This is a genomic window from Plantactinospora sonchi, assembly GCF_036422035.1.
In the GTDB taxonomy this organism is placed as follows: domain Bacteria; phylum Actinomycetota; class Actinomycetes; order Mycobacteriales; family Micromonosporaceae; genus Plantactinospora; species Plantactinospora sonchi.
The window spans coordinates 56,714-76,147 of sequence record NZ_JAZGQK010000027.1; the positions used below are offsets into that span (position 1 = coordinate 56,714).

General features: G+C 71.9%; 20 protein-coding genes. 10 read left to right on the top strand and 10 right to left on the bottom strand.

The features are described from left to right. Nucleotides 1-50: 50 nt before the first annotated feature. The 6 genes from V1633_RS28115 to V1633_RS28140 are packed head-to-tail and all read left to right on the top strand — an operon-like array spanning nucleotide 51 to nucleotide 4,921. Entirely contained in the window at nucleotides 51-1,145 is a 1,095-nt protein-coding gene (locus V1633_RS28115; RefSeq protein WP_331217287.1) for an ABC transporter substrate-binding protein, read from the top strand. Next, nucleotides 1,142-2,113 carry an ABC transporter permease gene (locus V1633_RS28120; RefSeq protein WP_331217288.1) on the top strand — a complete coding sequence of 324 codons (972 nt, stop codon included), beginning with the start codon at nucleotides 1,142-1,144 and terminating at the stop codon, nucleotides 2,111-2,113. Before V1633_RS28115 ends, V1633_RS28120 begins: the two co-directional genes overlap by 4 nt. Beyond that, complete coding sequence (locus tag V1633_RS28125) at nucleotides 2,089-2,907, top strand: ABC transporter ATP-binding protein (protein ID WP_331217289.1); 819 nt, start codon at nucleotides 2,089-2,091, stop codon at nucleotides 2,905-2,907. Before V1633_RS28120 ends, V1633_RS28125 begins: the two co-directional genes overlap by 25 nt. Beyond that, nucleotides 2,904-4,244 (top strand): LLM class flavin-dependent oxidoreductase, encoded by a 1,341-nt coding sequence (locus tag V1633_RS28130; protein WP_331217290.1) that lies wholly within the window; start codon nucleotides 2,904-2,906, stop codon nucleotides 4,242-4,244. Before V1633_RS28125 ends, V1633_RS28130 begins: the two co-directional genes overlap by 4 nt. A 7-nt stretch (nucleotides 4,245-4,251) precedes the next feature. Continuing rightward, entirely contained in the window at nucleotides 4,252-4,416 is a 165-nt protein-coding gene (locus V1633_RS28135) for a hypothetical protein (RefSeq protein WP_331217291.1), read from the top strand. Nucleotides 4,417-4,438: 22 nt separating this feature from the next. Next, nucleotides 4,439-4,921, top strand: a complete 483-nt coding sequence (locus V1633_RS28140; protein WP_331217292.1) for an NADPH-dependent FMN reductase — start codon at nucleotides 4,439-4,441, stop codon at nucleotides 4,919-4,921. 124 nt (nucleotides 4,922-5,045) lie between these two features. Here V1633_RS28140 and V1633_RS28145 read toward each other — a convergent pair whose 3' ends face one another. The 3 genes from V1633_RS28145 to V1633_RS28155 are packed head-to-tail and all read right to left on the bottom strand — an operon-like array spanning nucleotide 5,046 to nucleotide 7,641. After that, nucleotides 5,046-5,819 (bottom strand): ABC transporter ATP-binding protein, encoded by a 774-nt coding sequence (locus V1633_RS28145; protein ID WP_331217293.1) that lies wholly within the window; start codon nucleotides 5,817-5,819, stop codon nucleotides 5,046-5,048. Continuing rightward, a complete protein-coding gene (locus V1633_RS28150) occupies nucleotides 5,792-6,637 on the bottom strand; it encodes an ABC transporter permease (RefSeq protein ID WP_331217294.1) in 846 nt (281 codons plus the stop codon). The genes V1633_RS28145 and V1633_RS28150 overlap by 28 nt, the downstream gene beginning before the upstream one ends. Beyond that, nucleotides 6,634-7,641, bottom strand: coding sequence for an aliphatic sulfonate ABC transporter substrate-binding protein (locus V1633_RS28155; RefSeq protein ID WP_331217295.1), 1,008 nt, complete (start codon nucleotides 7,639-7,641; stop codon nucleotides 6,634-6,636). The genes V1633_RS28150 and V1633_RS28155 overlap by 4 nt, the downstream gene beginning before the upstream one ends. Before the next feature lie 165 nt (nucleotides 7,642-7,806). Between V1633_RS28155 and V1633_RS28160 the strand changes: the two genes are divergently transcribed. Further along, nucleotides 7,807-9,015, top strand: coding sequence for an LLM class flavin-dependent oxidoreductase (locus tag V1633_RS28160; protein ID WP_331217296.1), 1,209 nt, complete (start codon nucleotides 7,807-7,809; stop codon nucleotides 9,013-9,015). Nucleotides 9,016-9,112: 97 nt separating this feature from the next. Here the strand turns inward: V1633_RS28160 and V1633_RS28165 are convergent, their stop codons facing one another. Genes V1633_RS28165 through V1633_RS28190 form a run of 6 tightly spaced genes read right to left on the bottom strand, consistent with a single transcriptional unit; the run spans nucleotide 9,113 to nucleotide 15,868 of the window. Then, the gene (locus V1633_RS28165) at nucleotides 9,113-10,465 is read right to left on the bottom strand and encodes an endonuclease/exonuclease/phosphatase family protein (protein WP_331217297.1); all 1,353 of its coding nucleotides are present in this window, start codon (nucleotides 10,463-10,465) and stop codon (nucleotides 9,113-9,115) included. Further along, on the bottom strand, nucleotides 10,462-11,508 hold the full coding sequence (locus V1633_RS28170; protein WP_331217298.1) for a glycosyltransferase family 2 protein: 1,047 nt from the start codon (nucleotides 11,506-11,508) through the stop codon (nucleotides 10,462-10,464). The genes V1633_RS28165 and V1633_RS28170 overlap by 4 nt, the downstream gene beginning before the upstream one ends. Next, nucleotides 11,505-12,518, bottom strand: a complete 1,014-nt coding sequence (locus V1633_RS28175; protein ID WP_331217299.1) for a glycosyltransferase family 2 protein — start codon at nucleotides 12,516-12,518, stop codon at nucleotides 11,505-11,507. The genes V1633_RS28170 and V1633_RS28175 overlap by 4 nt, the downstream gene beginning before the upstream one ends. Next, entirely contained in the window at nucleotides 12,515-13,495 is a 981-nt protein-coding gene (locus V1633_RS28180) for a UbiA prenyltransferase family protein (RefSeq protein WP_331217300.1), read from the bottom strand. The genes V1633_RS28175 and V1633_RS28180 overlap by 4 nt, the downstream gene beginning before the upstream one ends. A 22-nt stretch (nucleotides 13,496-13,517) precedes the next feature. Further along, nucleotides 13,518-14,564 carry an NAD-dependent epimerase/dehydratase family protein gene (locus V1633_RS28185; RefSeq protein ID WP_331217301.1) on the bottom strand — a complete coding sequence of 349 codons (1,047 nt, stop codon included), beginning with the start codon at nucleotides 14,562-14,564 and terminating at the stop codon, nucleotides 13,518-13,520. After that, nucleotides 14,558-15,868, bottom strand: coding sequence for an aspartate aminotransferase family protein (locus tag V1633_RS28190; protein ID WP_331217368.1), 1,311 nt, complete (start codon nucleotides 15,866-15,868; stop codon nucleotides 14,558-14,560). The genes V1633_RS28185 and V1633_RS28190 overlap by 7 nt, the downstream gene beginning before the upstream one ends. A gap of 269 nt (nucleotides 15,869-16,137) precedes the next feature. Between V1633_RS28190 and V1633_RS28195 the strand changes: the two genes are divergently transcribed. The 3 genes from V1633_RS28195 to V1633_RS28205 all read left to right on the top strand — a co-directional run bounded on the left by V1633_RS28195 (nucleotide 16,138) and on the right by V1633_RS28205 (nucleotide 18,772). Further along, entirely contained in the window at nucleotides 16,138-17,148 is a 1,011-nt protein-coding gene (locus tag V1633_RS28195; RefSeq protein ID WP_407952120.1) for a glycosyltransferase family 2 protein, read from the top strand. Next, entirely contained in the window at nucleotides 17,145-17,864 is a 720-nt protein-coding gene (locus V1633_RS28200) for a polysaccharide deacetylase family protein (protein WP_331217303.1), read from the top strand. Before V1633_RS28195 ends, V1633_RS28200 begins: the two co-directional genes overlap by 4 nt. A gap of 74 nt (nucleotides 17,865-17,938) precedes the next feature. Next, nucleotides 17,939-18,772 (top strand): AfsR/SARP family transcriptional regulator, encoded by an 834-nt coding sequence (locus V1633_RS28205; RefSeq protein WP_331217304.1) that lies wholly within the window; start codon nucleotides 17,939-17,941, stop codon nucleotides 18,770-18,772. On the opposite strand, the gene V1633_RS28210 is transcribed toward V1633_RS28205, so the two are convergent. Continuing rightward, nucleotides 18,732-19,397, bottom strand: coding sequence for a class I SAM-dependent methyltransferase (locus tag V1633_RS28210; protein ID WP_331217305.1), 666 nt, complete (start codon nucleotides 19,395-19,397; stop codon nucleotides 18,732-18,734). The genes V1633_RS28205 and V1633_RS28210 overlap by 41 nt on opposite strands. Between the last annotated feature and the right edge of the window lie 37 nt (nucleotides 19,398-19,434).

Consider the following 19,434-nt stretch of genomic DNA (forward strand, 5'->3'; position numbering starts at 1 on the left):
GCCGCCGATGCGATCCGACGGTCCGTCGAACCTGCGTGCAGGAGTCAACCATGTCCCCTCCGTCCATTCCGTTCTCCGCGACCGGCGGCCCGCCCGTCCTGCGTCGGCGTACCCTTCTCGCGGCCGCGCTCGGCGTCGCGGCCACCGGTCTCACCGCCTGTGCCGGCGAGGACACCCCGGCGGTGCGGCTCGCCCTCGACGCACCACTGCCGGCCGAGGTGCCCGGTGACACCGTGCTGCGGGTCGGCGACAAGGAGACCCAGAAGGCGATTGAGTTCTCCGGAGAGATCAACAAGTTCGCCTTCGAGGTCTCCTGGGCGAACATCAGCGGCGGCCCGCAGACCATCGAGGCGTTCCGGGCCGACGCCCTGGACATCGGCGCGGTGGCGGACATTCCGCCGATCCACGCGACCTGGACCGGGCTGCCGGTCCGGATAGTCGCGGCCCGGTTCCGGCAGGATCCGGTGAACCACCCGATCTACCAGCTCGGTGTCGCACCCGGGATCACCGTGGCGAGCCTGGCCGACCTGCGCGGCAAGCGGATCGCCTACAGCCCGGGACAGGCCCAGGGCGCCCTGGTGCTGCGGGTGCTGCAGAAGGCCGGGCTGGCGAAGAGCGACGTACGGCTGGTCGAACTGGCCAGCACCGGTGACGTGTACGCGACCGCCCTGGCCAGCCGACAGGTGGACGTCGCCCCGATCGGCGGCATCCAGGTCAAGCGCTACCAGGCCAAGTACGCCCGGGACGGCGGAACCACCATCTCGCACGGGCTGCGCGACGATCCCAGCCACCTGTACTCGCCGGTCACCGTACTGGAGGACTCGGCGAAGGCGGCCGCGATCCGCGCGTACGTCCAGCACTGGGCCCGGGCACTGATCTGGGTCGAGCAGAACCCGGACGAGTGGATCGAGCGGTACTACGTCCAGGACCAGGGGCTGACCCGTGAGGACGGTCTGTGGCTGGTGGAGAACGCCGGGGTGCCGGACATCCCGGCCAGCTGGACCGACGTGATCGCCCGGCACCAGCAGACGGTCGACCTGCTCGCGGTCGAGACCGGCAACAAGCCGCTGAAGGCGGCCGACCTGTACGACCTGCGGTACGAGACGTTGGCCGCCGACGCGGTCAAGGGGGGTGTGACCCGATGACCACACAGGCGAACCCGGCGAGGACCAGCCATCCGCCGGTCCCCGGCACGGCGACATCGGCCACGGCGACATCGGCCACGGCGACAGCGGCCACGGCGACAGCGGCCACGGCGACAGCGGACGTGCTGACATCGGGGGCGGCGACATCGGACGCGGGTGGCCGGCGGACCGGCTCCGCCCTTCGTCGGCGTCGTCGGCGACTCGGTCCGGGCCGACCGATCCCGTTCGGCGCCGCGATCGGACCCCTGCTGCTGCTCGTGATCTGGGCCGTCGGCTCGGTGACCGGTCTGCTCGACGAACGGACCCTCTCCGCGCCATGGACGGTGGTGACCACCACCGGCGACCTGATCTCCAACGGACGGCTCCAGGAGAGTCTGCTGGTCTCCACCCAACGGGCCGGCCTGGGCCTGGCCTTCGGGGTGCTCATCGGCGCGGTGCTCGCCCTGCTCTCCGGCCTCAGCCGCTGGGGCGAGGCGGTCATCGACGGGCCGGTCCAGATCAAGCGGGCGATTCCGTCCCTGGCCCTGTTGCCGCTGCTGGTCCTCTGGTTCGGCATCGACGAGCAGATGAAGGTCATCACCATCACCCTCGGCGTCTTCGTACCCGTCTACATCCACACCCACAACGGGCTGCGCAGCATCGACAACCGGTACGTCGAACTGGCCGAAGCGCTGCGACTCAACCACGCCCGGTTCATCCGTCGGGTGGTCCTGCCGGGTGCGCTGCCCGGCTTCCTGCTCGGGCTCCGGTTCGCGGTCGTCGGTGCGTGGCTCTCCCTGGTCGTGGTCGAACAGATCAACTCGACAAGCGGGATCGGTTACATGATGGAGCTGGCCCGCCAGTACGGGCAGACCGACGTGATCATCGTCGGCCTGGTCCTCTACGGCATCCTCGGCCTGCTCTCCGACGGAGCCGTCCGGCTCGCACAGAGGAGGGCGTTGTCATGGCGACGCACACTGGCCGACTGACCACCACCCCGGCCGGAACAGCACCGGCCCCCGCTCCCGCCGACGCCGCCCCGGACCTCCGGCCTGGTCAGGTCACCGGACCGCCGGTGCGGGTCCGCGGACTGACCCGCCGGTTCGACGGACGTACCGTGCTCGACGACGTCGACCTGGAGATCGCCGAGAACCAGTTCGTCGCCCTGCTCGGCCGCAGCGGATCAGGCAAGAGCACTCTGCTGCGGGCGCTGGCCGGGCTCGACGCCGACGTGGACGGCACGGGCCGGGTCGCGGTGCCGCGGAGCACGTCGGTGATCTTCCAGGACGCCCGGCTGCTGCCCTGGCAGCGGGTGCTGGACAACGTCGTACTCGGGCTCGCCGGCCCGGGGGCGGACGGACAGGGACGGGCGCGGCTCGCCGAGGTCGGCCTCGCCGGGCGGGAAAGGGCCTGGCCCAACCAGCTCTCCGGTGGCGAGCAGCAGCGGGTCGCGTTGGCCCGGGCCCTGGTCAGCGAACCTCGGCTGCTGCTCGCCGACGAGCCGTTCGGCGCGCTGGACGCGCTGACCCGGATCCGGATGCACGGCCTGCTCCGCGAGCTGTGCCAGCGGCACCGGCCGGCGGTCCTGCTGGTCACCCACGACGTCGACGAGGCGGTCATGCTCGCCGACCGGGTGCTGGTGCTCGACGACGGCCGGCTCACCGTCGACCTCGCGATCAACCTGCCGGGACCGCGGTCGCACCGGCATCCGAACGTCGTCGAGTACCGGGAGCGGCTGCTGGCCGCCCTCGGCGTCAACCAGGCCGAAGGAGCCGCCGCATGACCCGCCGACCCGGCACGCTGCACCTCAACGCCTTCCTGATGGGTGTGGGCCACCACGAGGCCGCCTGGCGGCTGCCGGAGAGTGACCCGTACGCGCACACCGACGTCCGGCACTTCCAGGAACTGGCCCGGATCGCCGAACGCGGCAAACTCGACTCGCTGTTCCTCGCCGACAGCCCGGTGCTGTGGAACAACGTCGGCCGGCGGCCCTCGGGGGCACTGGAGCCGACCGTGCTGCTCACCGCGCTCGCCGGGGTGACCCGGCACATCGGACTGATCGCCACCGCGTCCACCACGTACAACGAACCGTTCAACCTGGCCCGACGGTTCGCGTCGCTGGATCACGTCAGCGGCGGTCGGGCCGGCTGGAACATCGTCACCACCGCCGGGGTGGACGCGGCGCGCAACTTCAACCTCGACGAGCTGCCCGCGCACCGGGACCGGTACGCGCGGGCCGCCGAGTTCGTCGACGTGTCGCGGAAACTCTGGGACAGCTGGGCCGACGACGCCCCGCGCGGCGACAAGGCCGCCGGAATCTGGGGCGACCAGGAGCGGATCTTCCCGCCGGGACACGTCGGACGGTTCTTCAAGGTGGCCGGCGCACTGAACGTGCCCCGCCCGCCGCAGGGCTATCCGCTGCTGGTCCAGGCCGGCTCGTCCGAGGACGGCAAGGAGCTGGCCGCCCGCTACGCCGAGGCGGTCTTCACCGCCCAGCAGACCCTGGCCGAGGCGCAGACGTTCTACGCCGACCTGAAGGCCCGGACCGCGGCCCTGGGCCGGGACCCGGACGGCATCAGGATCCTGCCCGGGATCGTGCCGGTGCTCGGCGCGACCGAGGCGCAGGCCCGGGCGCTCGAGGACGAGCTGGAACGGCTGATCAGACCGGAGTACGCGCTGCGTCAGCTCGCCACCACCCTCGGCGTGCCACCGGACGTCCTGCACCTGGACCGGGAGCTGCCGGCGGAGCTGCCCGACGAGGACCAGATCGAGGGGGCGAAGAGCCGGCGTACCCTGATCGTCGACCTGGCCCGCCGGGAGCGGCTGACCGTACGCCAGCTGATCGGTCGGCTCGGCGGCGGGCGCGGACACCGTACCTTCGCCGGCACGCCGGAGCAGGTGGCCGACGCCATCGAGGAGTGGTGGAACCAGGGCGCCGCCGACGGCTTCAACATCATGCCGCCGGTGCTGCCCTCCGGACTGGTCGCGTTCGTCGACCACGTGGTGCCGATCCTGCAGCGCCGCGGCCTGTTCCGCACCGAGTACACCGGTACGACGTTGCGCGACAACTACGGCCTGCCCCGGCCGGCCAACCAGTTCCTCTCCACGGTTGTCGGCTAGGAGTGACATGGTCGACCACCGACTCTCCGGTCGTTCCGGAGTGCGGCTCGGCCCGCTGACCCCGGGCGCGAGGACTGTCGGCCAGCGGGGCAACCCGGACCACGAGGACAGTGGGGCACGGCACCAGCGGAGCAGGGGAGCGGGCGTCGTGACGCAGAAGGAGGAAGCGTGAACGGACGCGGCGAGGACGTCGCATGAGCGAGATCGTGGTTCTCTCCGGGAACCCGCGCACCGGGTCGCGGACCCGGACGATGGCGGTCAGGGTGGGCGCGGAGATCGCCCAACGGGACGGTACGGCAGCACCGAGTGTGGTCGACCTGGCGGAGTACGGGCAGCGCCTGCTGGTCCCGGACGACGCGGGGGTGGCCGGTGGGCTGGCCAGCGTCCGGTCTGCCCGGGTACTGGTCGTCGCCACGCCCACCTACAAGGGCAGCTACACCGGTCTGCTGAAGGTGTTCCTGGACCGGTTGCCGCACCAGGGTCTGGCCGGAGTGGTCGCCGTCCCGGTCACGGTGGGGGCGACCCCGCAGCAGGCCGCCCAGTCGGAGCGGCACCTGCGCGGACTGCTCGCCGAACTCGGTGCCGAGGTGCGACCGGGGCTGGCGGTGACCGAGTCGTCGCTCGCCGACCCGGAGGTGTCGACCGGCTACGTCGCGGCCCTCACCGGTCGCGCCTGATCGACGACGTCCCCCGGGCCGGCGGTCCAGTTCGGATCCGCCGGCCCGGGAACTGTCGTGCACCCTGGGCCCGCCGGACCCCGCTCGGATCCCGGACCGGCGCGGGGCGTAGCGCGGGCGGGGGTCAGGCGTCCGTGCCGCCGGCCGGCGCGGACCGTACCCCGAGCCGGCCGAGCAGGTGTCGCCGCAACGGGCCGAAGCCGGGGTGGTCCGGGGCGCGTGGCCGGGTCAGCGGGACCGGCGCCTCCTCGACGATCCGTCCGTCGTCGAGGACCAGGGCCCGGTCGGCCAGCAGCAACGCCTCGTCCACGTCGTGGGTGACCAGCAGCGCGGCGAACCCGTGCTCGGCGTGCAGCCGGCCGAACAGGGTCTGCATCCGCAGCCGGGTGAGCGCGTCGAGAGCGCCGAACGGTTCGTCGAGCAGCAGTAGCGCCGGTTCCCGGACCAGCGCGCGGGCGAACGCGACCCGTTGGGCCTGACCACCGGAGAGTTCGGCCGGCCAGGCCCGGCCCCGGTCGGCGAGCCCGACCTCGGCGAGCGCGGCCGCGACCCGGTGTGGCGCGTCGGTGCGGCGTACCCCGAGGGCGACGTTGTCGGCGACCCGTTTCCACGGCAGCAGCCGGTGTTCCTGGAAGACCACCGCCTGGCTGCCGGTCCGGGAGATCCCGCCGGTGGCGTCCGGGTCGAGGCCGGCCAGGATGCGCAGCAGGGTGCTCTTGCCGGAGCCGCTGCCGCCGAGCAGGGCCACCACCTCGCCCGGCGCGATGGTGAGGTCGACGCCGGCCAGCACGACGGTCCCGGCGAAGGCCCGCCGGACGTCGCGGGCGGTGAGCACCGGTCGGGTCCCGGTCGGCGTCGTCGGGAAGTCGGTCAGACCGCCTGGAGACCGCGTCGCCATTGCAGGGTCCTCCTTTCCGCGATCCGGATGGCGAGGTCGGAGAGGAGACCGAGGACCGCGTAGACGAGCAGGCCGAGCACCACCACGTCGGTCTGGCTGAACTCGCGGGCCTCCATCATCAGGAAACCGATCCCGGTCTGCGCGTTGACCTGCTCGCCGACCACCAGACTCAGCCAGGCGGCGCCGAGGGCGAGACGCAGGCCGAGGAAGAGGGAGGGGAGCGCACCGGGCAGTACGACGTGGCGGATCCGGGCCAGTTGGCCGAGTCCGCAGGTTCGGGCGGCCTCCACGAGGCGTTCGTCGATGTCCCGGATCCCGGCGTACGTGTTGAAGTAGATCGGGAAGAACGCGCCGAGCGCCACCAGGGTGACCTTCAGCGACTCGCCGATGCCGACCCAGATGATCAGGAGCGGGACCAGGCCGAGGTGCGGCAGCATCCGGGCCATCTGCACCGGTGGGTCGACCAGGTCGTCCCCGAGTCGGAGCAGGCCGGCCACGACGCCGAGGAGCAGGGCCAGTGTTCCGCCGACGGCCAGTCCGATGCCCGCTCGGGTGAGCGAGTCGAGCAGGTGGACGCCGAGCGTGCCGTCCCGGGCCAGCCGCCAGGCGGTACGCGCGACCTCGCTGGGCGCGGAGAGTTTTTCCGGCGGCAGGAACCCGGTCTGCGACGCGGCCTGCCAGGACACCAACAGTCCGACCGGGGTGACCGCGCGGCGCCACCGGTGTCGGTTCCGGACGTCGCGGCGGCGCGGCGACCCGGTCGGTGCGGTCGGTGTCGGCGTACGGTCGGTGTTCTCGACGAGGGCGGTTGTGGTCATCCGAACACCGCGTTGTACCGGTCGTCGACCAGGCTGGCGATGTCGACCGGTCCGGGAACCAGTTCCAACGTGGTGAACCCGTCGGCGATCGCCTGCAGTTCGGCGCCGATCGCCGGGGTGACCGGGGCGAGCGGCTGGGCGCTGCGGGCCAGGGCCCGGGCGGTGGTGGCCTCGTCGATCTTCAGTTCGGGCGCCAGGGTCCTGGTCCGTTCCTCCGGGTTCGCGATGCCCCAGTCCGTGGTGCTCCGGTACGTCTCCAGGAACGTCCGGATCTGGTCGGACCGGCTCTCCAGCGCCTGCGGTGAGACGAGGACGTACTCGCGGTTGCTGGCCAGCCCGGTGGCGTCGGCCAGGATCCGTACGCCGGGTTGTTCGGCGAGGGCGAAGTAGGGGTCCCAGATGATCCAGGCGTCGACCTGGTTGTTGTCGAAGGCTGGGCGCGCCTCGGCCGGCTTGAGGTACTTGACGTTGATGTCGGCCAGCGTCATGTTGTTCGCCTCCAGCAGCCGGACCAGCAGCCAGTGCACGTTTGACCCCTTGTTGAGGGCGACGGTCCTGCCCCGCAGGTCGGCGAAGTCGCGGAACCCGCGATCCTCCTTGACCAGGACCGCCTCGCCCTGCGGCACCGGTGCGGAGGTGCCGATGATCCTGAACCTGATCTTTCCGGCCGCGGCGAAGACCGGTGGCGCCTCGCCGACCTGGCCGATGTCGATGGCGCCGGCCTTGAGTGCCTCGGTCAGCGCCGGGCCGCTCTCGAACAGCGACCACTCGACGTCCGGGGCGGCGTTGCGTGCCTTCACCAGGCTCAGTCCGCCGAACCGCTGGTAGCCGACCCGCAGTGGTCCGCTGTCGTCCGCGCCGGCGGTCTCGTCGCCACAGCCGGTGAGCGCGACCGTGGCCAGCACGATCAGCGTGACCAGGCCGGCCAGTCGGGTCCGTGGCCGTCGGCCGGGCCGCGACGACGGACGGGGAGGTGCGGGGGAGCGTCGAACGGGATGGGACATGGGTGCTCCTGGGGGAGGGTGTGGACCGGTCCGGAGGGGGCGAGGGGATAGACTACTAAACCAATAGGTTTTATGGATAGAGTGGCGGCATCGATGCCGCCGGGTCGTTCCATCCGACCTGCGGCGGGGTCGTGGCCCGCGTACAACCGTCAGCTGGAGACACCCGTGACGCTCACCTTCCACTGGTTCCTGCCCACCTACGGCGACAGCCGGGACATCGTCGGCGGTGGCCACGGCCTGCCCCCGGGCGCGGCCGGCGGCGCCCGACCGGCCACCGTGGCCTACCTCGGCCAGATCGCCCGGACCGCCGAACAGCTCGGTTTCGTCGGCGCGCTCACCCCGACCGGCGCGTGGTGTGAGGACGCCTGGCTCGCCACCGCGATGCTGACCGAGGTCACCGAGCGACTGAAGTTCCTGGTCGCGTTCCGGCCCGGGCTGATGTCACCGACCCTGGCCGCCCAGATGGCCGCCACGTTCCAACGGCTCTCCCAGGGACGGCTGCTGCTCAACGTGGTCACCGGCGGGGAGTCACACGAACAGCGCGGCTACGGCGACTTCCTCGACAAGGACGCCCGGTACGCCCGCACCGACGAGTTCCTGCACGTCGTACGGGCACTGTGGCGGGGCGAGACGGTCAGCCACGACGGTGCGCACGTCCGGGTGGAGCAGGCACGGCTGAGCCGCCTCCCCGACCCCGTCCCGTCGATCTACTTCGGTGGCTCGTCACCGGCCGCCGGCCCGGTGGCGGTCCGGCACAGCGACGTCTACCTCACCTGGGGCGAGCCGCCGACCCAGGTCGCCGAGAAACTCGCCTGGATCCGGGAACTCGCCGGGGCCGCCGGTCGGACCATCCGGTTCGGGATCCGGCTGCACGTCATCACCCGGGACACCGCCGAGGCTGCCTGGGCCCAGGCCCGCCGACTGCTCGACGGCATCGCCGAGTCCGACGTCCAGGCCGTCCAGGCCGGGCTGGCACGTAGCGAGTCCGAGGGACAGCGCCGGATGCTCGCCCTGCACGGCGGATCCCGGGACGGCCTGGAGGTGTCACCGAACCTCTGGGCCGGGGTCGGCCTGGTCCGGGGTGGCGCCGGCACCGCACTGGTCGGCAGCCACACCGAGGTGGCCGACCGGATCTCCGAGTACCACCAGCTGGGGATCGACGAGTTCATCCTCTCCGGACACCCGCACCTGGAGGAGGCGTACTGGTTCGGTGAGGGGGTGCTGCCGATCCTGCGTCGGCGCGGCCTGTGGCGGCATCCGGACGGCGGGCCGCTGACGACCGGCGACGCCGAGGTCCCGTTCGCCGCCTCCACCGGGGTCGGCGCCGCGGTCGGCAACGGTGCGGTGCCGGCCGCCCGGTCCACCCCGCGTTGACCGGCGGTCCCGCGCCGGGGACGGGCGTGGCCGAGTGGGCGGCACCCGACGCCGGGGCGGTGTGGTGTTCAGCGGATCGAGCACCTGGTGCTCGCGTTCAGGGGATCGAGAGCACCAGGTGCTGACCCCGGTGGTCGGACGCACCGTGTGTGGTGCCACCGAACCGGTAGGAGTGCACCCGCACCTCGGGCGAGACCAGCGCCCAGTCGAGCCGCCACCAGCGCGGCCAGCCCGGGGTGTCGGACCAGGTCGCCGGATAGAGGGAGCGCGACGCGTACCCGGCGTCGCGCAGCCCGTCCGGCAGCTTCGCCAGGTCACCCATGGCCGGACTGGTGTTCAGGTCGCCGGCGACCAGCACCGGATGCCGGTTGGTGGGCACGTCCCGGGCCAGTGCCCGCCACTGCGGCTCCCGCTGGGCGTGCTGCTCCCGGATGATCCGGTAGAAGTCCGCGCCGAACGGGCTGTGGTCGGGGGAGAGCTGCACCGGCAGGTGCGCGTTGTACGTCGACAACACCCGGCCCGCCCCGAGGTCCAGATCGGTCCGGAGCACCTTGTACCGCCACTGCTCACCCGCCCCGGCTACCACCGGCGGCAGGTCCGGCGCCTCCAGCGGCAGCCGATGCAGGATCGGGAACCGGGAGAGGGTCACCAGTTCGCCGACGACCGCGAGATGGAGGTCGGGAAACTCGGCGCGCAGCCGGTCCAGGGTGGCGCCGGTCGGACCGGCCGTCTCCGCGTACCAGTACTCCTGCAGCAGGTAGACGTCGGCGTCCGCGTCCCGCAGCACCCGGTACAGCGACTCGCTCTGGCCGCCCTCGTCCCAGTAGCCGGTGTTCCAGGTGAAGATCCGGACGGCGTCCGGTGGCGCCGGACCGTCCCCGCCGGCCAGGGCCCGCAGATTGACCCCGGAGCGTTCGGCACCGAGCAGCAGCGCGGCGGCGGCCAGCAGCGCGACCGGCCGGCGGGAGCGCCGGCAGGGCGCGGCGCCGACCGCCAGCGTCACCGGTACCACCAGGAAGGCGAGCGGCGGGATCGCGTCGACCGCCAGCCACAGCCACCACTGCCCGCTGAGCACCAGGTGGGCGACGCTGAAGGCCAGCCACACCCCGGCGGCACCGACCAGGGCGGTGTAGAGCCACCAGCGCCAGCCGCGTCGCCCGCCCGCCGGCCACCGCCGGGCACCCGGCCGTCCGGCGTTCCCCGCCCCGGTCGCGGTGCCGGGCGCGGCGTCCGTGGTCGCGGTACCGGAACCAGTCTCCGGGGTTGCGGTGCCGGGCGCGGCGTCCGTGGTCGCGGTACCGGAACCAGTCTCCGGGGTTGCGGTGCCGGGCGCGGCGTCCGTGGTCGCGGTACCGGGAGTGGTCTCCGGGGTCGCGGTGCCGGAAGCCGTCTCCGAACCGGTGCCGTCAGGCGCGGGCGGGACGCCGGTGGACCGCCCGGCGACGGTCACGCCGTGCCCCGCAGCGGTGGGTGGTCGACCGGGAAGGAGGCGTCGTAGAGCCGACGGAAGGTGCCCGAGGCGAGCCATTGCAGGGCACCGGTCGCCACCCCGGCGGTGATCGTCACGTTGACCAGGAAGTGCAGACCGGCGAAGAAGATCAGAAAAGGCAGGCCGTGCCGGCGCCGGACGAAGGCGTACATGCCGGCGTCGCAGGCCAGCGAGACGCCGAGCAGGGCGGCCGGCAGCACCGCACCCCACGGGCCGAACAGCAGCGGCACCGCCAGCGCCGGCAGCACCGCGAACGCGGCCAGGCTGCCCCAGGCCCGGGACGCGGTCTCGAAACCCTGCCCGAACCGGCGGGCCCGGGCGTAGAGCGGGATGCGCAGCCGACCCCGGTGGAACAGCTTGCGCAGCAGGCCGCGCAGTTCGTGGTCGTGGTCGTGCCGGCCGCGTACCCGGGAGGTGAGGAGCAGCCGGTAGCGCCGGGTCAGCCGGTAGCCGTAGTCGACCTCCTCGGTGTGCCGCAACGCCGGGTTGAACGGACCGATCTCCTCGAAGACCGTCCGCCGGATCAGGCACACCGCCGGGAAGAGGAACGACACGTCGCCCTCCGCGCTGATCGACCAGTAGTGGTACTGCAGGCCACGGTACCGGGCCACCGCCGTGTCGTGCAGCAACGGCTCGGGGTCCTCGATCCCGCAGACCGCGCCGATGCGCGCGTCACCGACCAGCAGTTCCACCGCGTTGGCGACCGCGTCGGGGGCCAGCACCAGATCGGAGTCGACGTAGCAGAGCAGTTCCCCGGCGCTCTGCGCGGCGCCGATGTTGCGGGCCCGCCCGCACCCGCCGTTGACACCGGTGCTCACCACCCGTACGCCGAGGGCCTCGGCGACCGCCACCGACTGGTCGGTGCTGCAGTCGTCCACCAGCAGGATCTCGAGGTTCGGGTACGTCTGGTCGAGGATCGAACGCAGACACAGGTCCAACGACTCGGCGTAGTTGTAGTTCGGCACGATCACCGAGACGAGTGGCCGACCGGGGTCCGGGGTCATCGGGTCGCCACCTCGGCCCGGTCGTAGAGGCCGCGGAACCGCCGCGAGGCCAGCCAGGCCAGCACCCCGCAGAGCGCCGCGACCGCGATCACCAGGTTCAGGAACAGGTGCATGGCGGCGAAGTAGACCAGGAACAGCGGTCCCCGCTCCCGGGCCACGAACCGGTACATCGGCAGGTCGCCGAGGAGGAACGCGACCAGGGCGGCGAGCGGTACCGGCAGCAGGGCCGCGCCGAACAGCACCGGCAGGGCCAGGGTCAGCACGGCCAGCAGGGCGGCGACACTGACCCAGGCCCGGGGGCCGCTGCGCAGCCCGCCGGGGAACTCCGGCTTGTTGGCGTACATCGGGATGTGCAGCGCGGTCCGGGTGAAGACCTTGCGGACCAGCACGGACAGCTCGTGGTCGTGGTCGTGCACGCCGCGGACCCGGGGCGAGAGCCAGATCTGGTACCGCTGGGCGAGCCGCAGCCCGTAGTCGGCGTTCTCGGTCTCCCGCAGCTTCGGGTTGAACGGCCCGATCTCGGCGAAGACCCGGGCCGGGACGGCGAGCAGCGCGGTGTAGAGGGTCATGATCCGTCCCTCGTCGGCGATCAGCCAGTACGACTGCTGCAGGCAGCGGTACTCCTCCAGCAGGCTGTCCCGGACCAGCGGCACCGGGTCGTAGTTGCCGCAGACCGCGCCGATCGCCGGATCGGCGGCGAGCAGTTCGACCGCGTTGGCGACCGCGTCCGGCTTCGCCGCCACGTCCGAGTCGATGAAGAACAGGATCTCCCCGGCGGCGTGCGCCGCGCCGACGTTGCGGGCCGCCGCCGGTCCGGAGTTCACCGGGGTACGCAGCACCCGCGCGCCGTACGACTCGGCGACCGCCACCGAGTTGTCGGTACTGCAGTCGTCGACCACCAGAAGTTCCAGGTTCGGGTACGTCTGCCGGCGGATCGACTCCAGGCAGAGGCCGAGTGCCCGGCCGTAGTTGTAGTTCGGCACGATGACCGACACGAGCGGTGAGTTCATCTGTCCATCCAGGTCAACAGATTCGGATAACGGGCCCCGAGCTGGGCCACGGTCAGGACGGCACCGCACAGGACCGCGCTGGTCACGATCATGCGGTCGCGCAGTACGGCCCGGATCGGGTCGCCGCCCGCCCCGCCGACCAGCACGGTCTGCAGGTAGCGGAACGCGGCGAGCAGCCCGAGCGGCACCACCACCGCCAGGGCGGCCGGACGGTGGACCCCGAGCGGAGCCTCGGTGTGCAGGTAGAGCAGGAAACTGATGCTGGCCAGCGCGGCGGTCATGCCGAGCAGGTGGTCGGCGAGCTGCACGGTGTACCCGGCCAGCGCGGGCCGGTGCGGGATGCCGGCCAGGGTCAGCTCGTGCCGCCGCTTGCCCAGGATCAGCACCAGGCAGCCGCTGAAGACGGCGGTCAGCAGCAGACCGGAGGCGGTCGCGCCGGTCGCCGCGTACCCCTGCAGCACGCGCAGCACAAAGCCGGCGGCGATCACGCAGATGTCCAGCAGCGGCAGGTGCTTGAGCCACCGGCTGTACGCGACGCAGAGCCCGAGGTAGCCGACCAGCGGCCACCAGTTGAGGTCGGGGCCGGCGAGCAGGACGGCCAGCAGCCCACCGGCCAGCCCGGCGGCGAACAGCCCGGCGACCGGGACGCTGACCAGCCCGGCGGCGATCGGACGGCGCCGCTTGTCCGGGTGCGCCCGGTCGAGCCGGCGGTCCACGATGTCGTTGAGTACGTAGATCACCGACGCGCCGAGGGTGAACGCCAGCACCGCCCAGGCGGTACGCGCCAGCGCGGCGGTCGTCCACTGCGGGGTGTCGGCCAGCGCCAGCGGCACCGCCAGCAGGTTCTTCACCGCGTGACCGGGCCGCGCCAGCGTGACCAGGTGGCGGGCCAGTAGCGGGCGGCGGCGGCCCGGCCCGTCGATCCGGCCGGTGCGGGCGGTCGCGGCCGGAATGGTCCGGTCGACCGTGCTCTCCACGGCGGTCACCATCGGCCCCCGCTCAGAAGAAGATCTTGGCGAGGGAGAGGACGCCCTGCCGCCACGGGTCCCGGCTGGTCCGACCGGCGGCTCCGGTACGACCGGACCGCGCCCCGCCCACCGGTGGCGAAGTGGTCCGCTCGGCCCGCCACCACTCGTAGGTGCGCAGGATCGCGTCCTGGTTGGACAGCTTTGGGGTGAACCCGAGCCGTTCCCGGGCCTTGTCGACGCTGACGTACGAGTCGTACCGCAGTTTGTGCAGCAGCCGGCCGTAGACCGGGGAGAGCCGGGCCTTCTCCGCCAGGCTGAGCACCGCCAACGTGGGCCCGGCGGGCAGCCCGACGACCCGTCTGCCGTGCCCGGCGGCGTCCAGCACCGCCTGGAAGTCCTCGCGCAGCGTGCCGAACCGTTCCGCGCCGAGGTTGTAGGTGTCCACGGCCACCTCGTCCGGCGCGGCCAGCACGGTCACCACCGCGTCCACCAGGTCGTCGACGGCGAACATCTGGATCCGGACGTCACCCGCGCCGAGCACCGGGAAGTGCCGCCCCTCCTCGGCCCACTCGAAGAGCATGGCGAACAGACCCATCCGACCGGGTCCGAGAAAGGTCTTGGGGCGCAGTACCGCGACCGGCAGGCCGTCGGCCCGGTGGCGTTCCACGAGTTCCTCGGCGGCAGCCTTGGCCGCGCTGTAGGTGTCCACCGGCTCCCGGGGGTGCTCCTCCGGGGTCGGCACCTGTCGGGGCAGTCCGTAGACCGCGGTCGACGAGATGTGCACCACCCGGTCCACCCGGGCCCGGCGGGCGGCGTCGAGCACGTTCCGGGTGCCGTCCACGATGATCGACCGGATCTCGGCGGCGGGATAGCTGGGCAGCGCCGCCGCGCAGTGCAGCACCACCGTCGCGCCGTCGGTGGCCCGGGCCATCACCTTCGGGTCGCGGATGTCACCGACCTCGGTGACCCCGGGATCCGCCCGCAGGTCCACCCCGCGCACCTCGTGTCCGTCGGCGCGGAGCCGGTCCACCAGTCGGGAGCCGAGCATGCCGGCGGCGCCGGTCACGGTGATCACCACAGCGATCCCACCTTCTGCGCGACGAACCGGGTGACCAGCCGGGTCAGGCCCTGGCCGAGCACCTCGCCGAGCGCCTCCGTGGCCCGCTGCACGTCGGCCGGGTCGGTGACCAGGGACGGGCCGACGATCAGCGGGTTACGGCCGTTGAGGGTGTAGTAGGTGTAGACGTCGTGGTCCTGGTAGAGCGCGTTGATCACCGCGCAGGTGACCAGCTTCGCCTTGAACCTCGGGTCCCGGGCCATCCCCGCCGGGGCGAGCCGGGCCACCAGGTCGAGGATCCTCGGCCCGCCGTCGATCTGCACACCCCAGAGCGCGCCCGCCCCGGCGACCCGGCCCACCGCGTCCGGGAACTCCTTGGCCAGCCGTTCCAGAGCCGGCTGGAGCACCCGCTCCAGCTCGCGGGCGCGGGCCGGGTAGTCGTCGTCCACCACGATGTTGATCGCCTCCAGCGCGGTGACGCACTCCTCGCCCATCCCGTAGTACGTGGTGCTGGTGCTCTGCAGCAGCGCGTCGGTCAGGTTGTCGTACGCCCGCCGGAACACCCTTTCCCGGGCGACGAATGCAGAAATCGATGACTTTCCACCACCGAAGGACTTGGATGTGGTAAGGACGTCCGGCACCAGACCTGGATAGCGCATGAAGTAGAACAGGCTGCCGGTCTTACCCCAGCCCGTGTAGATCTCGTCGAAGATGAGCACGATGTCGTGTCGGTCGCACAACTCGCGTACGCCCCGGAGAAAATCTTCGTCGCACCACTGAATGGTGGAGGCGCTGAACGGTTCGACGATGAGCGCGTACACGTCGTCCGGGTGTGCCGCGATCGTCGCCTCGACCGAATCCAGATCGCCGTAGGTGAACGGGACGATGCCGGGAATGGTAGGAAATTCGAACTGTGGTTGTCCGGTCAGCCCACCGGAACCCAGGAGTTTCCCGTGGAATCCCCGGTCCGCCCGGAGGATGGTCCGCCGTCGGCCCCCGTGGTACTTGAAGGCCAGCTTCACCGCTCCCTCGACCGCCTCCGCGCCCGAGTTGGGCAGGAAGGACATCGACAGGTCGGCGGGGAGCAGCTGCGCCAGGTTGTGCCCCAGCGCCGCCAGATAGGGCGAGAAGTACGTCTTGTGCACCTCCATCCGCCGCTGCCTCGCGAACCGCTCCCGGGCGGCGAGGATCCGCGGGTGGTTGTGACCGTGGTTGAGGACGCCGACCCCGCCGGTGAGATCGAGGATTCGACGCCCGTCGCGCAGCACCAGGTACGCGCCTTCGGCGTGGTCGACCAATTCCCGGCCGAAGCCGAACGAGGTCATGAGGGCGACCTGGCTCGCGTTGACGTATCGGCGATAGAGGTCGTGCACCTCCCGGGCGGTGAGGCGCTCGCAATCCTCCAGACTGACCAGATTGGGCATGCCGAGACGCTATCGATTGGCACGCGATCTTCTCTGGACCAGCGCTGTACGCAACCTTGACTACGTAAGGCAACGCTTGCCAGTGGACATCGGGGTGGATAACTTGGGTCGCATCAGAACCAGATCTCCGAGCATCAATGCCCGAATTGTTGCCAAACCTTTTTGTTGGGGTGCCCATCATGTCACCGACGGTGTCGGTCATCATCCCGGTGCACAACGGTGCCAAGACACTGCGGGCCTGCCTGGAGGCCGTCTACGCCCAGCGACACCCGGTCACCGAGGTGATCGTCGTCGACGACGCGAGCACCGACCGGACCCGCGAGATCGCCGGCGAGTTCCCCTGCCGGCTGCTGGTGACCGACCGGAACACCGGACCGGCCGCCACCCGCAACCGGGGCATCCGGGCCAGCGGCGGCGAGTTGCTGTTCTTCCTCGACTCCGACTGCGCCCCCGAGCCGGACGCGCTGGGCAATGCGCTGGCGATCCTGACCCGCCACCCCGACGTCGGCTGCGTACACGGGATCTACTCACTGCTGCCACTCTTCGACGACGGCCCGATCGAGGCGTACCGGCTGCTGCACGGCCACCACTGGCGGCTGCGCAACGTCGGACGGGTCCGGACCACCCTCTTCGCGGTCTGCCTGATCCGCCGGGAGGTGTTCGACACGGTGGGCCTCTTCGACGAGAACCTCCGCGCCTCGGAGGACGTCGAACTCGGCGACCGGATGGGCGACCGGTACGCGACCGTACTGACCGACACCGTCGTCTGCCGGCACGACGACGACAGCCGGCTCGGTCCACTGCTGCGCAAGCAGTTCAGCCGTTCCCAGCTGCTGATCCCGGTCGCCCTGGCCGAACGCGGCCCGGCCGGACTGCGGGCGAACAGTCCACTGGGCCTGCTCGGCGCCGCGCTGCTGCCGACGACCCTGCCGCTGGCCCTGCTCGCCCCCGGACTGCTGCTGGTGCCGCTCGGTCTGCTCGTGCTGTTCGTGTGCGCCGACCCCGGACTGCTGCGTTTCGTGGCCCGCCGCCGGGGACCGGGCTTCGTGCCCTTCTTCTACGGCGTCCACCTGCTGGTGCAGTGGGCGGTGGTCGCCGGTGCCGTGCTCGGCGGCCTGCGCCACCTGGCCGACCGGGACTTCGGCCCGACCCGTCCGGCCAGCACCCCGGCGAAGTCATGAACGGCGCGCCGGACCCGGACCACACCCCCTGGTCGTACCTGTCCGCCCAGGTCCTGCACCACCTCCTCTTCGCGGTACGCGGCCAGCAGTTCCTGCGCCGCCGGGCCGGGCTCGGCGGCCGGCGCTGGCCGGTCTTCGGCGTACCCGGACCCGGCGTGGCGCTGACCGTGGACGACGGACCGGATCCGGAGTGGACCCCCCAGGTCCTGGACCTGCTCGCCCGGCACCGGATCCGGGCCACGTTCTTCCTGATCGGCGCCCGGGTCCGGGAACACCCCGAGCTGGCCCGGCGGATCCTGACCGAGGGACACGTGGTCGGCAACCACTCGATGTGGCACCCGCAGCCGTTCGCCGCCCTCTCCCCGGCCCGGGTACGCGCCGAGATCGTCGAGACCCAGCGTGCCGTCGAGGACGTGACCGGGGCCGTACCCCGGCTGTTCCGTGCCCCGGGCGGCAACTGGTCGCCGAAGGTGCTCCGGGCGACCAGCGAACTCGGTCTGCTGCCGGTCGACTGGACGGTCAACCCCAGCGACTGGCGCAGTCCGGGAGTCGACCGGATCACCCGGCGGCTGTCCCGTAGTCGCCCGGGTCACGTACTGCTCTGCCATGACGGCGGCGGGGACCGTTCGCAGACCGTCACCGCCCTGGCGACGGTGCTTCCCCGGTTGCTGGACCGGGGCCTGCGGTTCGTCGTCCCCGCCGACGACGGCGGCTGAACGGATGACGGTGTCAGCTGTGGAAGGTACGCGAAGCCGGGCAACGCCGCCCGAACGTCCTGGGGGGAAGAGCTATGGCCGACGATGACCTGCAGATCCTGCTGCTGGGCCCGATCCGGGCCACCCGTGGTGACACCGCGCTCTACCTGGGTACGCCACGCCAACGCGAGGTGCTCGCCGTGTTGGCGCTGCGCAGCGGCCTGGTGCTGTCGGTACCGCAGATCGTCGACGCGATCTGGAGCGTCCGCCGACCGGACTCGGTGGAGAACATGGTGCACACCTACATCGGCCGGCTGCGCCGGGCACTCGAACGGCCGCCCGCCGCACCCGCGCATCCGCGCCGCTCCCGGCCACCCGCACTGCCCCGGGTGCTGCGCTCGACCCGTCCCGGCTACACCCTCGACATACCTGCGGAGGCGGTCGACAGCACGCTGTTCGAACGGGACGTGAAGGTGGCCCGGGCCGCCCGGGCCCAGGGCGACCTGCCGCGCGCGCTGCACTTCTTCCAGCAGGGACTGGCCCGCTGGTCCGGCCTGGCCCTGCAGGAGGCGGCCGGCCCGCTGGCCGAGGCGGAGCGGATCCGCCTGGCCGAGCTGCGTCAGGACGTGGTCGAGGAGACCACCGGCGTACGCCTGCTCCTCGGCGACGTGGAGAACCTCGTCGCCGAACTGCGGTGGATGCTGGTGGCCCAGCCGATGCGCGAACGCCTCTGGGAACTGTTGCTGATCGTCCTCGGCCAGACCTCCCGCCGGGCCGAGGCACTCACCGCCTTCGAGGACGCCCGGATGACCCTCACCGAACGCCTCGGTGTCGAACCCGGGCACCGGCTGCAGGACCTGCACCGCCGGCTGCTGCGCAGCGAACCGGTCACGGTCTGTCCGTGGTGGGAACGGCGGGTACCGGTCTGACCCCGGCCGACGACGCCCCCGCCAGTACGAAGAAGGCACCGGCCGGGCCGTCGTCGAGCCGGACCGGCAGTTCCGCGACGAGCGGCAGCCCACACTCCCGGATGACCCGTACGAACGCGTCGGCCCGGGCGACGTCGTAGATCTGCACCACGATCCGCCCCCGGTCGGTGAGCATCGTGGGCAGCCGGCCCAGCAGTGCCGCCGACTCGGCCGGGGAGAGGTAGTAGATGACCTCGCGGAGCAGGATCGCGTCGTACCGTCGCCCGGTCCGGTAGCTCCGGATGTCAGCCACCTCGAACGAGGTGTCCGGCCGGCCGAGCGCCCGGGCCGCCTCGATCGCCCGCTGACTCAGGTCGACCCCGTGGTAGTGCCGGTAGCGGCCGCCGGCCAGGGGCAGGTTGGCGCTGGTCCCGCAGCCCAGGTCGAGGATCGTCGGCTGCCGGGCCCAGGTCTCGATCAGCGACAGCGGCATCGCCCCGTCGGACATGTCGTCCAGGTACCTCCACAGGCCGAGGGCGTACTGCACGTTCCACAGGGCCGCGTGCAGTCGGCGGTGCGGACGGATCAACACCCGGACGGGGAAGCTGGTCAGCCGGGCCAGCGTACGGACGAGCGGGTTCGCCATGACGTCACCGACACTCTCTGATCGATCGGGGTTCTTC

What these genes read in the sequence shown, in the direction of transcription:
- V1633_RS28130 (WP_331217290.1), top strand. Translation starts at nt 2,904, where the DNA reads ATGACCCGCCGACCCGGCACGCTGCACCTCAACGCCTTCCTGATGGGT.
- V1633_RS28170 (WP_331217298.1), bottom strand. Translation starts at nt 11,508, where the DNA reads ATGACCCCGGACCCCGGTCGGCCACTCGTCTCGGTGATCGTGCCGAAC.
- V1633_RS28135 (WP_331217291.1), top strand. Translation starts at nt 4,252, where the DNA reads ATGGTCGACCACCGACTCTCCGGTCGTTCCGGAGTGCGGCTCGGCCCG.
- V1633_RS28200 (WP_331217303.1), top strand. Translation starts at nt 17,145, where the DNA reads ATGAACGGCGCGCCGGACCCGGACCACACCCCCTGGTCGTACCTGTCC.
- V1633_RS28145 (WP_331217293.1), bottom strand. Translation starts at nt 5,819, where the DNA reads ATGGCGACGCGGTCTCCAGGCGGTCTGACCGACTTCCCGACGACGCCG.
- V1633_RS28115 (WP_331217287.1), top strand. Translation starts at nt 51, where the DNA reads ATGTCCCCTCCGTCCATTCCGTTCTCCGCGACCGGCGGCCCGCCCGTC.
- V1633_RS28205 (WP_331217304.1), top strand. Translation starts at nt 17,939, where the DNA reads ATGGCCGACGATGACCTGCAGATCCTGCTGCTGGGCCCGATCCGGGCC.
- V1633_RS28120 (WP_331217288.1), top strand. Translation starts at nt 1,142, where the DNA reads ATGACCACACAGGCGAACCCGGCGAGGACCAGCCATCCGCCGGTCCCC.
- V1633_RS28150 (WP_331217294.1), bottom strand. Translation starts at nt 6,637, where the DNA reads ATGACCACAACCGCCCTCGTCGAGAACACCGACCGTACGCCGACACCG.
- V1633_RS28210 (WP_331217305.1), bottom strand. Translation starts at nt 19,397, where the DNA reads ATGGCGAACCCGCTCGTCCGTACGCTGGCCCGGCTGACCAGCTTCCCC.
- V1633_RS28155 (WP_331217295.1), bottom strand. Translation starts at nt 7,641, where the DNA reads ATGTCCCATCCCGTTCGACGCTCCCCCGCACCTCCCCGTCCGTCGTCG.
- V1633_RS28190 (WP_331217368.1), bottom strand. Translation starts at nt 15,868, where the DNA reads ATGACCTCGTTCGGCTTCGGCCGGGAATTGGTCGACCACGCCGAAGGC.
- V1633_RS28140 (WP_331217292.1), top strand. Translation starts at nt 4,439, where the DNA reads ATGAGCGAGATCGTGGTTCTCTCCGGGAACCCGCGCACCGGGTCGCGG.
- V1633_RS28125 (WP_331217289.1), top strand. Translation starts at nt 2,089, where the DNA reads ATGGCGACGCACACTGGCCGACTGACCACCACCCCGGCCGGAACAGCA.
- V1633_RS28175 (WP_331217299.1), bottom strand. Translation starts at nt 12,518, where the DNA reads ATGAACTCACCGCTCGTGTCGGTCATCGTGCCGAACTACAACTACGGC.